At 70.9% G+C, this 14,490-nt stretch carries 10 protein-coding genes; all 10 read left to right on the top strand.

Translation table 11 applies throughout. The annotated features are described in order from the left end of the window. Positions 1-15 precede the first annotated feature (15 nt). The 10 genes from ACU6WY_RS06800 to gmk all read left to right on the top strand — a co-directional run bounded on the left by ACU6WY_RS06800 (position 16) and on the right by gmk (position 14,441). The gene (locus ACU6WY_RS06800) at positions 16-2,967 is read left to right on the top strand and encodes a DEAD/DEAH box helicase (protein WP_483821686.1); all 2,952 of its coding nucleotides are present in this window, start codon (positions 16-18) and stop codon (positions 2,965-2,967) included. Between the two features lie 70 nt (positions 2,968-3,037). Further along, complete coding sequence (locus tag ACU6WY_RS06795; RefSeq protein ID WP_483821685.1) at positions 3,038-4,615, top strand: Rieske 2Fe-2S domain-containing protein; 1,578 nt, start codon at positions 3,038-3,040, stop codon at positions 4,613-4,615. 304 nt (positions 4,616-4,919) lie between these two features. Then, a complete protein-coding gene (pyrR, locus tag ACU6WY_RS06790) occupies positions 4,920-5,450 on the top strand; it encodes a bifunctional pyr operon transcriptional regulator/uracil phosphoribosyltransferase PyrR (RefSeq protein ID WP_483821684.1) in 531 nt (176 codons plus the stop codon). Then, positions 5,447-6,415: an aspartate carbamoyltransferase catalytic subunit gene (locus ACU6WY_RS06785; protein ID WP_483821683.1), complete on the top strand. Its 969-nt coding sequence runs from the start codon at positions 5,447-5,449 to the stop codon at positions 6,413-6,415. Before pyrR ends, ACU6WY_RS06785 begins: the two co-directional genes overlap by 4 nt. Beyond that, on the top strand, positions 6,412-7,734 hold the full coding sequence (locus ACU6WY_RS06780) for a dihydroorotase (RefSeq protein WP_483821682.1): 1,323 nt from the start codon (positions 6,412-6,414) through the stop codon (positions 7,732-7,734). Before ACU6WY_RS06785 ends, ACU6WY_RS06780 begins: the two co-directional genes overlap by 4 nt. Next, on the top strand, positions 7,731-8,228 hold the full coding sequence (locus tag ACU6WY_RS06775) for a PH-like domain-containing protein (RefSeq protein ID WP_483821681.1): 498 nt from the start codon (positions 7,731-7,733) through the stop codon (positions 8,226-8,228). Before ACU6WY_RS06780 ends, ACU6WY_RS06775 begins: the two co-directional genes overlap by 4 nt. Then, positions 8,225-9,397 carry a glutamine-hydrolyzing carbamoyl-phosphate synthase small subunit gene (carA, locus tag ACU6WY_RS06770; protein ID WP_483821680.1) on the top strand — a complete coding sequence of 391 codons (1,173 nt, stop codon included), beginning with the start codon at positions 8,225-8,227 and terminating at the stop codon, positions 9,395-9,397. Before ACU6WY_RS06775 ends, carA begins: the two co-directional genes overlap by 4 nt. Beyond that, complete coding sequence (carB, locus tag ACU6WY_RS06765) at positions 9,390-12,677, top strand: carbamoyl-phosphate synthase large subunit (RefSeq protein WP_483821679.1); 3,288 nt, start codon at positions 9,390-9,392, stop codon at positions 12,675-12,677. The genes carA and carB overlap by 8 nt, the downstream gene beginning before the upstream one ends. Continuing rightward, complete coding sequence (pyrF, locus tag ACU6WY_RS06760) at positions 12,674-13,534, top strand: orotidine-5'-phosphate decarboxylase (protein WP_483821678.1); 861 nt, start codon at positions 12,674-12,676, stop codon at positions 13,532-13,534. Before carB ends, pyrF begins: the two co-directional genes overlap by 4 nt. Beyond that, positions 13,527-14,441: a guanylate kinase gene (gmk, locus tag ACU6WY_RS06755; RefSeq protein WP_483821677.1), complete on the top strand. Its 915-nt coding sequence runs from the start codon at positions 13,527-13,529 to the stop codon at positions 14,439-14,441. Before pyrF ends, gmk begins: the two co-directional genes overlap by 8 nt. Positions 14,442-14,490 lie beyond the last annotated feature (49 nt).

Here is a 14,490-nt window from a genome sequence, read left to right as displayed (position 1 = left end):
CGCGAGGATGGCCGCATGAGTTCGTGGCGTGGTCTCTTGCCGAGCGCCGAGCGGCCCTCTTTCGAGGCGCTCGCGCTGGGCGTGGAGTTGCGCCAGCGCGAGGCCTACGATCCCTCCCGGTGGGAGGCCCGCGCCGTCGAGGCGGTGACCCCGCGCATGCTCGCCCGTCGGCAAGACGACCTGCAGCTCGCGGCGCGGCCTCTCGTGCGCGGGGCGCGCGAGACGTGGATTCGGGCGGATGCCACGTGGGACGCTGTCCGTCGCTCTCGCGACCGCTTCGACCCGGCGCACGTGCACTGGTTCGCCGAGCTCCATGCCCTCGCGCAGGCCATGCGCACGACGGGTCCGTTCGTCGCGGCCGGCGACACCGTCGCACTCGATGCCCTCACCTCTCCACTGCTGTGGGCGCATCTGCGGCAGGCCGGGGCGCTCGGCATCCCCCTCGTGGCCATGCACCCGCAGCAGAGCGTGCACCTCGCCACCGACGCAACCGCGCGCGTCGCGGTGGCTCCCGGCGCCGGCGGCGCCCTCCGACTGTCGGCGGCGCTCGAGATCGACGGCCAGAGCGTGGATGCCGCCCACGTGCGCCCCATCGGAACGTCGGGGGTCTTCGCGTTCGAGGTCGACCGCGACCCGGTGCCGCTCGTACTCGCGCCGGTCGCGCTCCCCGCTCCGCTGCCGACGTTGCTGACCACGGGACCCGTCGACGTTCCCGCGGCGGAGACCGCGGAGTTCCTCGCCGAGACGTACCCGCGCCTGGCCCGGCGCGTTCCGCTGGCGGTTGCGGCGGGAGTTCCGGCGCCGCCGCCGGCGCGTCCCACGCTCGTGGTCGAGGTGACCCACCTCGACGACGACGCGCTCGATTACGCGCTCGAGTGGCTCTACCCCGGACCCCGGCGAGTCGCGTACGGCAGCCCCGTCGATGACGGGGAGCGCGACGCGCGCGCAGAGACGCGGATCGCCGGACGCGTCGAGGCGACGTGGGCGGAGGTCGTCGACCTTCCCATTGGCGCGCGCGCGACCCTCCACGGTGCTGACGCGGCGGTGTTCACCACGCACGTGCTCCCCGCCCTCGACCTCCTCGACGGGGTGCGCGTGGTCACGCGCGGTCGGGTACCGACGTACCGCGAACTGCGCGGAGACCCGTCGCTGCGCATCACCGCCGTTCCGTCGGCCGAGCGCGACTGGTTCGATCTGGGCATCGTCGTCGTCATCGACGGCCGCACCATTCCCTTCGGCACCCTCTTCACCGCCCTCTCGCGCGGACGCACCCGTCTGAAGCTGTCGGACGGGGCCTGGTTCTCCCTCGCGCACCCCGCGCTGCAGCGCCTGCGCGACCTGCTCGAGGAGGCCGCGGCTCTCGACGAGTGGGAGACCGGACCCCGCCTCCCGCGCACCCACGTCGCCCTGTGGGCCGAGTTCGAAGACCTGGCCGACGAGTCCGAGGCCGCGCTCGAATGGCGCACGCTGGCCCGCGCGCTGCGCGACGTGAGCCATGTGCCCGAGGTGCCGACACCGCCCGGGTTCCGCGCCGAGCTACGGCCCTACCAGCGCGCCGGGCTGTCGTGGCTCGCGCTCCTGCACGCGCACCGACTGGGTGGCATCCTGGCCGACGACATGGGGCTCGGCAAGACCGTGCAGGTGCTCGCCCTCATCGCCCACGCGCGGGCGTCGGGGGAGCGGCGGCCGTGGCTCGTGATCGCGCCGACGTCGGTGCTCCCCACATGGGGCGCCGAGGCGGCGCGGTTCGCGCCCGACCTGCGCGTCGTCACCGTCGAGGCGACCGCGGTGCGCCGCGGGCGCTCGATCGCCGAGCTCGCGGCCGGGGCCGAGGTCGTCGTCGCCCCCTACGGCGTCGTCCGCACCGACGACGCCGAGTTCGCCCGGCCCGAGTGGGCCGGGGTCATCCTCGACGAAGCGCAGTTCGTGAAGAACCCCGCGACGCGCATTCACCGGGCGGTCGCCGCGCTTCGCGCCGACTCGGTGTTCGCGGTCACCGGCACCCCCATCGAGAACGGCCTCGACGACCTGTGGGCCCTGCTCGCCCTGACGGCGCCGGGCCTGTTCCCCTCGGCGCGGCGGTTCCGCGAAGAGTACGTCCGCGCGATCGAGACGCTCCCGACCGACGCGCCGACCGACCTGTCGGTCGCCGCGGCCGACGCGCACCGCCGGGGGAGCCTGGCGCGCCTGCGCGCGCGGGTGAGGCCGTTCCTGCTGCGCCGCACCAAAGACGTGGTCGCCGCCGACCTCCCGCCCAAGCAGGAGCAGGAGATCGCTGTTCCCCTCGCCCCCGCGCACCGTGAACTGTACGACCGCGTGCTGCAGCGCGAACGGCAGAAGGTGCTCGGACTCCTCGACGACCTCGACCGCCAGCGGTTCATCGTGTTCCGCTCGCTCACTCTCCTGCGCATGCTGGCGCTGGCCCCCGGCCTCGTCGACGAGCGCGACGCGCACCTCGGGTCGGCGAAGCTCGATGCCCTCCTCGAGCGCCTCGTCGAGGTGGCATCCGAGGGTCATCGGGCCCTCGTGTTCAGCCAGTTCACGACGTTCCTCGATCTCGCCGCGGAGCGGTTGGATGCCGCCGGCCTGACGTACGCGCACCTCGACGGGAGCACCGCCCGCCGTGGCGAGGTCATCGAGGGGTTTCGCGGGGGAGACGCGCCGGTGTTCCTCATCAGCTTGAAGGCGGGCGGGTTCGGCCTGACACTCGTCGAGGCCGAGTACGTGTTCCTCCTCGACCCGTGGTGGAACCCGGCCGCCGAGACGCAGGCGATCGATCGCACACACCGGATCGGGCAGACCCGAAGCGTGTTCGTCTACCGGCTGATCGCCGCGGGAACGGTCGAAGAGAAAGTCCGCGAGCTGCAGCAGCGCAAGGCGGCGCTGTCGCGCGCGGTGCTCGATGACGAAGAGGCGTTCGCCCGGTCGCTCGATGCCGACGACATCCGGGGACTGCTCGCGGACTGACCGGTCGTGCCCACCGATCGCACAGCCGAGGCGCGCGTAGACTCGACGGGTTCTCACGGACAGGAGCGACATGAAGATCACCGGCCTCGGCCACGCGGGAATGTTCATCGAGACGACGGGCGGCAGCATCCTCTGCGACCCCGTCATCGGCCCGAGCTTCTTCGGCTCGTGGTTCCCGTTCCCCGACAACCGCGCGCTCGACTGGGAGCGTTACGGCGCGGCGGACTTCCTCTACATCTCGCACCGGCACCGCGACCACTTCGACCCCGCGATGCTGGAGCGGTACGTGTCGAAAGACATCAAGGTCCTGCTGCCCGAGTACCCCACCGACGACCTCGAGCAAGACCTCATCGCCCTCGGCTACACCAACCTCGTGCGCACCGAGGCGGGCGTCCCCCTGCAGTACGGGGATCTGAAGATCATGGTCACGCCGCTCCGCGCACCGTCCGACGGGCCCATCGGCGACTCCTCGCTCTCGGTCGACGACGGCACCGCATCGATCCTCAACCAGAACGACTCGCACCCGCTCGACCTCGAGAAGCTCATCGATTTCGGCACGCCCGACGCCTACTTCACGCAGGTCTCCGGCGCCATCTGGTGGCCGATGGTTTACGACCTGCCCCAGGACGCCAAGCAGAACTTCGCGCAGCTCAAGCGCGACGCGCAGAACAAGCGCGCGATGTACTACATCGAGAAGGTCAACGCGCCGCACGTGTTCCCGATGGCGGGCCCGCCGATGTTCCTGCGCGAGGCCCTGTTCCGCTACAACGGCATGGGCCTCGAGAACGACTCGATCTTCACCGACCAGAGCCAGTTCCTCGCGCACATGAAGGAGCTCCGTCCCGAGCAGCAGGGGCACCTGTTCCTCCCCGGCACCGAGGTCGAGGTGCACGGATCCGACGTCACGGTCACGCAGACCCTCTTCACCGACGCCGAGATCGCGCGCATCTTCGGCGACAAGTGGAGCTACCTCGCCGAGCAGCGCGACAGCCGTCAGAGCGAAATCGCCGCAGAAGAGGCATCCCGTGCCGAGATCATTCCGCCGGCCGAGATGCTCGCGGCGCTGAAGGAGTGGTGGGAGCCGCTGCTCCGTCGCGCCCGCACGATCCGCAACGGTGTGGGCGGCATGGTGCGCTTCCGCATCGGCGAGCTCGACATGGTCGTGGACTTCCCCAAGGCGAAGGTGCGCGAATACGCCGGCGAGGAGTGCATCTACTGGTACACGATCCCCGCCGACCTGGTGTCGACGAACATCCGCGACCACGAGATCGACTGGTCGAACTCGATCTTCCTGTCGATGCAGTTCGAGGTGGGGCGCTCCGGCAAGTTCAACGAATTCCTCACGACGTTCCTCAAGTGCCTGTCGCGTGACCGCATCGAGTACGTCGAGAACTGGTACGCGGAGCAGTCCGACCAGACCGAAGATGCCGAAATCGACGGCTGGACCGTGCAGCGCCGCTGCCCGCACCTGCGCGCCGACCTCACCAAGACCGGCAAGATCGAGGATGGCGTGCTCACGTGCTCGCTCCACGACTGGAAGTGGGACCTCGCGTCGGGCCGCTGCCTCACGACGACCGGTCACCCGATCCGCTCGACTCCGAGCGCAGAGCGCGCCTCCGCCGAGCCGGCCGAGGTCGCCGCGGGCTGACCCTCGCGCGCAGGTCTCGTCGGGGTGCCCGCTCTTCGCCGTGACGAGCGGAGGACAGGGGAGCTACGGAGGACGGATGCCACGGCCTCGGCCCTCCGCCGGCCCCGTTCCCTCCACCGGTCACCGCACCCCCGCGGCCCCGACCCCGCACACCGACCGCGTCCCCACGCACCGCGCAGCCGCGCCCGCTATCCCTCCTCCCCAGCGTGGGGCCCCCGGCATCCGTTCTCCACACCCGCTAGACTCGACCCAGAACCACGGCAACCTTTAACCCCGTCCCGTGAGGCGGAGAAGGGAGCAGCGGATGAGTACGCGCACCGTCATGCACGATGCCGACATCGCCCGCGCTTTGACGCGCATCTCGCACGAGATCCTGGAGTCCAATAAAGGACCGGAAGGACTCGTCCTCCTCGGCATCCCGACCCGCGGCGTCACCCTCGCCGAACGGATCGGTCCGCTCGTGAGCGACTTCGGGGGAGCGGCCGTGCCGGTCGGCTCGCTCGACGTCACGATGTACCGCGACGATCTGCACCGCAACCCCACGCGCGCTCCGCGGAAGACCGAGATCCCCGCCGGCGGCATCGACGGCAAGGTCGTCGTACTCGTCGACGACGTGCTGTTCTCGGGCCGGAGCATCCGCGCCGCGCTCGACGCCCTGCAAGATCTCGGGCGTCCCGCCGCCGTGCGGCTGGCGACCCTCATCGACCGCGGGCACCGGGAGCTGCCCATACGCCCCGACTTCGTGGGCAAGAACCTCCCCAGCGCGCGCGACGAGCGCGTCAACGTGCGTCTGGCCGAGATCGACGGCATCGAGGAGGTGACGATCGAATCATGAGGCACCTCCTCGATACCCGCGAACTCACCCGCGCCGAGGCGCTGGAGATCCTCGACGTCGCCGAAGACATGGCCGACACCCAGCGGCGCGAGGTCAAGAAGCTCCCGACCCTGCGGGGCAAGACCGTGGTGAACCTCTTCTTCGAAGACTCCACGCGCACCCGCATCTCGTTCGAGGCCGCCGCCAAGCGGCTGAGCGCCGATGTCATCAACTTCTCCGCCAAGGGCTCCAGCGTCTCCAAGGGGGAGTCGCTGCAAGACACCGCGCAGACGCTCCAGGCGATGGGGGCGGATGCCGTCGTCATCCGTCACGGCGCGTCCGGTGCCCCGCGCACCCTCGCCACGAGCGGGTGGATCACCGCGGGGGTCGTCAACGCCGGAGACGGCACGCACGCCCACCCGACGCAGGCGCTGCTCGACGCCTTCACGATCCGCAAGCGCCTGTTCGGTGACGACAGCCGCGGCCGCGGGCTCGACGGCATCCGGGTCACGATCGTCGGCGACATCCTCCACTCCCGTGTGGCCCGCTCGAACGTGTGGCTCCTGCACACCCTGGGCGCGCGCGTCACGCTCGTGGCGCCCCCCACCCTCGTGCCGCAGGACGTCAGCGGCTGGCCCGTCGAGGTGGAGTACGACCTGGACCGCGCGATCACCGCCGGTCCCGACGCCCTCATGATGCTCCGCATCCAGCTCGAGCGGATGAATGCGGCGTATTTCCCGACTGAACGGGAGTATTCCCGCCGTTACGGGCTCGACGCACGGCGCCTGGACGCTCTTCCGACCGGTAGCATCGTTCTGCACCCGGGTCCGATGAACCGTGGCCTGGAGATCTCCGCCGAAGCCGCCGATTCACCGCGCTCGACGGTTCTCGAGCAGGTGACGAACGGTGTCTCCGTGCGCATGGCCGTGCTCTACCTGCTGCTGGCAGGCGCGCGGCCCGACACCGACAGAGAGGACCTTCGATGAGCCACGCCACCCCCCACACCCTGCTGGTGCGCGGCGCGCGCGTCGAGGGCCAGGATGCCACCGACCTGCTGGTGCGCGACGGCGTCATCGCCGAGACCGGCACCGGTCTTTCGCACGCCGGCGCGACCGTCGTCGACGCCGACGGGCTGATCGCCCTGCCGGGCCTCGTCGACCTCCACGTGCACCTGCGCGAGCCGGGGTACGAGGCATCCGAGACCGTGCTCACCGGCTCGCGCGCCGCCGCCGCCGGCGGGTTCACCACCGTCTTCGCCATGCCGAACACCTCTCCCGTCGCCGACACGGCCGGAGTGGTCGAGCAGGAGCTCGCCCTCGGCGAGGATGCCGGCTACGTGCACGTGCAGCCGATCGGCGCCGTCACCATCGGTCAGAAGGGCGAGCGCCTCGCCGAGCTCGGCGCCATGGCCGACTCCCGCGCCCGCGTCCGCGTCTTCAGCGACGACGGCTTCTGCGTCTTCGATCCGCTCATCATGCGCCGTGCACTGGAGTACGTGAAGGCGTTCGACGGCGTGATCGCGCAGCACGCGCAGGATCCGCGCCTGACCGAGGGCGCCCAGATGAACGAGGGCGCGGTCTCGGCCGAGCTGGGCCTGGCCGGCTGGCCCGCCGTCGCCGAGGAGTCGATCATCGCGCGCGACGTGCTCCTGGCCGAGCACGTGGGTTCGCGTCTGCACGTGTGCCACCTCTCCACCGCCGGGTCGGTCGACATCATCCGCTGGGCCAAGAAGCGCGGCGTCAACGTCACCGCCGAGGTGACGCCCCACCACCTGCTGCTGACCGACGAACTCGTGCGCGACTACGACGCGCGGTACAAGGTCAACCCGCCGCTGCGCCGCGAAGAAGACGTGCGGGCCGTGCGCGAGGGTCTGGCCGACGGCACGATCGACATCGTCGCCACCGACCACGCCCCCCACCCCGCCGAAGCGAAGTCGTGCGAGTGGGCCGCCGCCGCCAACGGAATGGTGGGTCTCGAGAGCGCGCTGCGCGTCGTTCACCACGCCATGGTCGAGACCGGGCTGCTCGAGTGGACCGACGTCGCGCGCGTGCTCTCGCGCACCCCCGCCCGCATCGGCCGACTCGACGGCCACGGCACCCCCGTCGCCGCGGGACAGCCGGCGTCGTTCACGCTGTACGACCCGCGCCCGTCGCGTACCTTCGGCCTCGACGATCTGCGTGGCCGCAGCAAGAACTCGCCCTACCTCGGGCGGCAACTGCCGGGTGAGGTCCGCTGGACCGTGCGCGCCGGCATCCCGACCGTCGCCGACGGCGCCGTCCTCGAAACGCCGGGAGCACTCGCGTGACGCGCGAAGGCGCCCTGCTCATCATGGCGGGCGTCGCCGTGGTGGTGCTCGCCCTGCTCGCGTGGGCATGGATGCGACGAACGCGGCGCGATGCGCGCTACACCGCCCCGGTGGGGGAGCTGCCCGACGGCACCCTCGTGGCCGTGTTCCCGGGCCTGTACGTCGCGACCACGCGTCACGACGAGCCCCTGGAACGCCTGGCCATCAGGGGCCTCGGGTTCCGCTCCCGCGTCGACGTCACGGTCACCTCGACCGGCGTCGCGCTCGACCTCCCGGGACAGCCCCGCATCGCGCTCACCCGCGACCGTCTCGTCGACGCAGCTCAAGCCACGGTCGCCATCGACCGCGTGGTCGAACGTGACGGCCTGACGCGCGTCACGTGGCGCATCGACGACGACACGATCGTCGACACCTACCTCCGACCCCAGGATGCCTCGGCCCGAGCCCTCGCCGACGCCATCCGTCCCCTCACGACGACAGGAAGCGACGCATGACCGCCCTGATCTCCCCTCCGCGCATCTCGCGCGAGCCCGCCGTCCTGGTGCTCGAAGACGGCACCCGTTACCCCGGGCGCGCCTACGGCGCCCGCGGCGAGACCTTCGGCGAGGTCGTCTTCGCCACCGGCATGACCGGCTACCAGGAGACCCTCACCGACCCGTCGTACGCCGGCCAGATCGTGCTGCAGACGGCGCCGCACATCGGCAACACCGGCGTCAACGCCGAAGACCCCGAATCGCGCCGCATCTGGGTGTCGGGCTACGTCGTGCGCGACCCCTCGCGGGTCGTGTCGAACTGGCGTGCCGACCGCTCGCTCGACGACGCGCTCGTCGAGGACGGCATCGTCGGCATCTCCGGCATCGACACGCGTGCGATCACCCGCCGCATCCGCTCCTCGGGCAGCATGCGCGGCGGCGTCTTCTCGGGCGAGGCCGCCGCGCTCGACGCCGACGAGCAGCTGCGCCGCGTGCTCGAGGCCCCGGGCATGGCCGGCCGCAACCTCTCGGCCGAGGTCTCGGTGACCGAGGTCGAGGTCACCCCGGCGACGACCGAGCGCATCGGCAACCTCGCCGTGCTCGACCTGGGCGTGAAGCAGTCCACGATCGACAACCTCGCCGCGCGCGGGTTCGACGTGCACGTGTTCCCGCAGTCCGCCACGATCGACGAGATCCGCGCGATCGAGCCGGTCGCCGCGTTCTACTCCAACGGCCCCGGCGACCCGGCCGCGTCCGACCAGCACGTCGAGCTGCTGCGCGCGATGCTCGGCGACGGCCTGCCGTTCTTCGGCATCTGCTTCGGCAATCAGCTGCTGGGCCGCGCCCTCGGCTTCGGCACCTACAAGCTGCCCTTCGGCCACCGCGGCATCAACCAGCCCGTGCTCGACAAGACCACCGGTCGCGTCGAGATCACGTCGCAGAACCACGGCTTCGCGGTGGAGGCCCCGCTCGATGCCGTCGTCGAGAGCCCGCACGGCTTCGGCCGCGTCGAGGTCAGCCACATCGGCCTGAACGACAACGTGGTCGAGGGCCTGCGTGCCCTCGACATCCCCGCGTTCAGCGTGCAGTACCACCCCGAGGCCGCCGCCGGCCCGCACGACGCCAACTACCTGTTCGACCGCTTCCGCGACATGGTGATCGCGACCCAGGAGACCCAGAAGAATGCCTAAGCGCGACGACATCCACTCCGTCCTCGTCATCGGCTCCGGCCCGATCGTCATCGGTCAGGCCTGCGAGTTCGACTACTCCGGCACCCAGGCCTGTCGCGTCCTGCGCGAAGAGGGCGTGCGCGTGATCCTCGTCAACTCCAACCCGGCGACGATCATGACCGACCCCGACTTCGCCGACGCGACCTACATCGAGCCGATCACCCCCGAGGTGATCGAGACGATCATCGCCAAAGAGAAGCCGGATGCCATCCTCCCCACGCTCGGCGGACAGACGGCGCTGAACGCCGCGATCCAGCTGCACAAGCGGGGCATCCTCGAGAAGTACGACGTCGAGCTCATCGGCGCCGACTTCGAGGCGATCAACAAGGGCGAGGACCGCCAGATCTTCAAGGAGCTCGTCATCGAGGCGGGCGCCGACGTTGCGGCATCCGTGATCTGCCACTCGATGGAGGAGCTGCTCGCCGGTGCCGAGAAGCTCGGCTACCCCCTGGTCGTGCGTCCCTCGTTCACGATGGGTGGCCTCGGCTCGGGCTTCGCGTACGACGAGAACGACCTCCGCCGCATCGGCGGCGCGGGCCTGCACGACTCGCCCACCAGCGAGGTGCTGCTCGAGGAGTCGATCCTCGGGTGGAAGGAGTACGAGCTCGAGCTCATGCGCGACACCGCCGACAACACGGTGGTCGTCTGCTCGATCGAGAACGTCGACCCCGTGGGCGTGCACACCGGGGACTCCATCACGGTGGCCCCGGCGCTGACGCTCACCGACCGCGAGTACCAGAAGCTCCGCGACATCGGCATCGACATCATCCGCGCGGTGGGCGTCGACACCGGCGGCTGCAACATCCAGTTCGCGGTCGACCCGAAGACCGGGCGCATCATCGTCATCGAGATGAACCCGCGCGTGTCGCGCTCCTCGGCGCTGGCGTCGAAGGCAACGGGCTTCCCGATCGCCAAGATCGCCGCGAAGCTCGCGATCGGCTACCGCCTCGACGAGATCCCGAACGACATCACCAAGGTGACCCCGGCGAGCTTCGAGCCCACGCTCGACTACGTCGTGGTCAAGGTTCCGCGCTTCAACTTCGAGAAGTTCCCGGCCGCTGACACGACGCTGACAACCACCATGAAGTCGGTCGGCGAAGCCATGGCGATCGGCCGCAACTACTCCACCGCCCTGCAGAAGGCCCTCCGCTCGCTCGAGAAGCGCGGATCGAGCTTCCACTGGGGCGAGCAGTCCCGTTCGGCCGAGGAGCTCCTCGAGATCGCGAAGACGCCGACCGACGGCCGCATCGTCGTGCTGCAGCAGGCCCTGCGCCTCGGTGCGACGCCCGAGCAGGCGTTCGACGCCACCGCGATCGACCCGTGGTTCATCGACCAGATCGTCCTCATCAACGAGGTCGCCGAGATGATCCGCGAGGCCGGCGAGCTGGATGCCGAGACCCTGCGCCTCGCGAAGGAGCACGGGTTCAGCGACGCCCAGATCGCCGAGATCCGCGGGCTCGACGAGGCCGAGGTGCGCGGCATCCGGTACGCCCTCGATGTGCGCCCGGTCTACAAGACCGTGGACACGTGCGCGGGGGAGTTCCCGGCGCTCACGCCGTACCACTACTCCAGCTACGACTGGGAGACCGAGGTCACCCCCTCGGAGCGCACCAAGGTCGTCATCATCGGTTCGGGCCCGAACCGCATCGGCCAGGGCGTCGAGTTCGACTACTCGTGCGTGCACGCGTCGTTCGCGCTGTCGGACGCGGGCTACGAGACCGTCATGGTCAACTGCAACCCCGAGACCGTGTCGACCGACTACGACACCTCCGACCGCCTGTACTTCGAGCCGCTGACGCTCGAGGACGTTCTGGAGGTGCTCCACGCCGAGGCGCAGTCCGGGACCATCCTCGGCGTCGTTTGCCAGCTCGGCGGACAGACGCCGCTCGGCCTGGCCAAGGGCATCGAGGCCGCGGGCTACACGATCCTCGGCACCAGCCCCGAGGCGATCGACCTGGCCGAGGAGCGCGAGCTGTTCTCGCGTCTGCTCGACGAGGCCGGACTCGTCGCCCCGCGCAGCGGCACCGCGATCGACGTCGAAGGCGCCGTGACGGTGGCCGAGGAGATCGGCTACCCGGTGCTCGTGCGCCCGAGCTTCGTGCTCGGCGGTCGCGGCATGGAGATCGTCTACTCGACCGACGCGCTGCGCGACTACTTCGTGCGCGTGGCGGATCAGGCGATCATCGGCCCCGGCCTGCCTCTGCTGGTCGACCGCTTCCTCGACGACGCGATCGAACTCGACGTCGACGCGCTGTACGACGGCACCGACCTGTACATCGGCGGCGTCATGGAGCACCTCGAAGAGGCCGGCATCCACTCCGGTGACTCGTCGTGCACGCTCCCGCCGGTGAGCCTCGGTCGCACCGAGGTCGACCGGGTCCGCGAGGCCACGCTCGCCATCGCGAAGGGCGTCGGCGTGCGCGGGCTCCTCAACGTGCAGTTCGCCATCTCCGCCGGCGTGCTCTACGTGATCGAGGCGAACCCCCGCGCGAGCCGCACCGTGCCGTTCGTCTCCAAGGCGCTCGGCATCCCGCTGGCCAAGGCCGCCAGCCGCATCATGGCCGGGAGCACCGTCGCCGAGCTCATCGCCGAGGGGCTGCTCCCCGAGAGCGATGGCTCGCGCGTGCCGCTGGACGCGCCGGTCGCCGTCAAGGAGGCCGTGCTCCCGTTCAAGCGCTTCCGCACCGCCGACGGCCACACGGTCGACTCGGTGCTCGGGCCCGAGATGCGCTCGACCGGTGAGGTCATGGGAATCGACCGGGACTTCCCGACGGCGTTCGCGAAGTCGCAGGAGGCCGCCTACGGGGGCATGCCTACCTCGGGCACCGTGTTCATCTCGGTGGCCGACGCCGACAAGCGCGCCGTGATCCTCCCCGCCCACCGGCTGCAGGAGCTCGGCTTCGACCTCATGGCCACCGAGGGCACGGCCGAGATCCTCGCCCGCAACGGCATCCGGGTGACGGTCGTCGAGAAGTACTCCGAGACGCACGGATCGGGGGAGCAGAACGTCGTCGACCTGATCAACGCCGGGAAGATCGACATGATCGTCAACACCCCCAGTGGCGGCACGGCCCGCGCCGACGGCTACGAGATCCGCGCCGCGGCTGTCGCCGCCGACAAGGCCCTGTTCACCACGATGGCCGTGCTGGGTGCCGCCGTCAGCGCCCTCGGCGCCATGAAGGACGGCTTCGAGGTGCGGAGCCTCCAGGAGTACGCCATCGATCGCGCGGGTCGTCTGTGAGCGAGACGTTCGGTCAGCGGCTCTTCGCCGCCCTCGACGCGCACGGCCCGCTGTGCGTCGGCATCGACCCCCACGCCGCACTGCTGTCGGCGTGGGGGCTGGATGCCGGCCCCGACGGCGTGCGCGAGTTCGGTCTGCGGGTGGTCGAGGCCGCCGCGGGTCGCGTGGGGGTCGTCAAGCCCCAGGTGGCGTTCTACGAGCGTTACGGCTCGCGCGGCTTCGCGGCGCTCGAAGACGTGATGGCGGCCGCCCGTGCCGCGGGGCTCCTCGTGATCGCCGACGCCAAGCGCGGCGACATCGGCACGACGATGGAGGGCTACGCCGCGGCGTGGCTCGAACCCGGTTCGCCGCTCGAGGCGGATGCCGTGACGCTCACGCCGTACCTCGGCGCCGACTCGCTGCGCGCGACGCTGGCGACCGCGCTCCGTGCCCGCAAGGGCGCCTTCGTGCTCGCGGCGACCAGCAACCCCGAGGCGCGCGCGGTGCAGAGCGCCGTCGTCGAGGATGCCCTGGCCGTCGGCGACCACGAGCACGTGGCCGCCCGCGTGGCGCACGACGTCAACGAGGCCAACCTCGGGCTGCCGGGTGCGCTCGGCTCGATCGGTCTCGTCGTCGGCGCCACCGTCGACCGGCAGGCGTTCGGTCTGGGCGACATCGCTCTCGCCGGGATGCCGATCCTCGCCCCCGGGTTCGGAGCACAGGGCGCCGACCCCGCCGACCTCGGCCGGCTCTTCGGCTATGTCGCCAAGGCGGTCGTGGCCAACGAGAGCCGGAGCATCTTGGCGGTGGGTCCCGACCGCCTCGCCGCGCGGATCGACGACCGCGCCGCGCTGTACCGGGAGGCCCTGAATGACTGACAGCCGCCGCCCTCCCGAGGTCGATCGCGCCGCCGCCTCTCGCCGGGCGGTCGCCGCCCGCCGCGAACGCGCCGCGCTCAAGCGTGACGTCTCCACGCGCGTCATCACCCCGCAGGAGCTCCTGCGACGGGGCTTGGCCGACCCGCTGTCGGCGGCCGGCGCCATGCGCGTGACCGAGTTCCTCACCGCGATCCCCGCGATCGGCGAGAGCAAGCGCGACCGCATCCTCGCCTCGCTCGGCATCTCTCCGGTCAAGCGCCTCGGGGGTCTGGGCTCGCGCCAGCGCGATGCCCTGCGCCAGTACCTCGACTCCCGCTGGCCCGAACCCGGGCCGCGCGAGGGTCGCAGTCGCCTGGTCGTGCTCGCCGGCCCCACCGCCGTGGGCAAGGGCACGGTCGCCGCGCACATCAAGGAGAACTTCCCCGAGATCCACCTCTCGGTGTCGGCGACGACGCGCGCTCCGCGACCCGGTGAGGTCGAGGGTGAGCACTACTACTTCGTCGACGACGCGGAGTTCGACCGGCTGGTCGCGGCGGGGGAGCTCCTGGAGTGGGCGACGGTGCACAACCGGCATCGCTACGGCACCCCGCGCGGGCCGATCGAGCGGGTGCTCGCCGACGGCGGTACGGCGCTCCTCGAGATCGACCTGCAGGGCGCCCGGCAGGTGCGCGAGGCCGATCCCTCGGCGACGCTGGTGTTCCTGCTCCCGCCCAGCTGGGACGAACTGGTCCAGCGGCTCGTCGGTCGCGGGACCGAGGATGCCGAGGAGCGGGCGCGTCGACTGCGCACCGCGCGCACCGAGCTGGCGGCCCAGAACGAGTTCGATTACCGCGTCGTCAACGACGAGGTCGCCCGGGCGGCGGCCGAGGTGGTGGCGCTCGCGGCACGTCGCCCCGACGTCGGATAGAATACGAGGATGCTTCGGCGCTTCGCGCGCCGCATTCACCCATCCCGCC

Source organism: Microbacterium sp. ZW3a, assembly GCF_057167165.1.
The sequence above is the reverse complement of the archived record's forward strand: the minus strand, read 5'-3'. Positions and strand labels throughout refer to the sequence as shown.

Excerpts from the sequence above, each read along its gene's own strand:
- ACU6WY_RS06780 (WP_483821682.1), top strand. The coding sequence starts at position 6,412 with ATGAGCCACGCCACCCCCCACACCCTGCTGGTGCGCGGCGCGCGCGTC.
- carA (WP_483821680.1), top strand. The coding sequence starts at position 8,225 with ATGACCGCCCTGATCTCCCCTCCGCGCATCTCGCGCGAGCCCGCCGTC.
- ACU6WY_RS06800 (WP_483821686.1), top strand. The coding sequence starts at position 16 with ATGAGTTCGTGGCGTGGTCTCTTGCCGAGCGCCGAGCGGCCCTCTTTC.
- ACU6WY_RS06795 (WP_483821685.1), top strand. The coding sequence starts at position 3,038 with ATGAAGATCACCGGCCTCGGCCACGCGGGAATGTTCATCGAGACGACG.
- carB (WP_483821679.1), top strand. The coding sequence starts at position 9,390 with ATGCCTAAGCGCGACGACATCCACTCCGTCCTCGTCATCGGCTCCGGC.
- pyrR (WP_483821684.1), top strand. The coding sequence starts at position 4,920 with ATGAGTACGCGCACCGTCATGCACGATGCCGACATCGCCCGCGCTTTG.
- gmk (WP_483821677.1), top strand. The coding sequence starts at position 13,527 with ATGACTGACAGCCGCCGCCCTCCCGAGGTCGATCGCGCCGCCGCCTCT.
- ACU6WY_RS06785 (WP_483821683.1), top strand. The coding sequence starts at position 5,447 with ATGAGGCACCTCCTCGATACCCGCGAACTCACCCGCGCCGAGGCGCTG.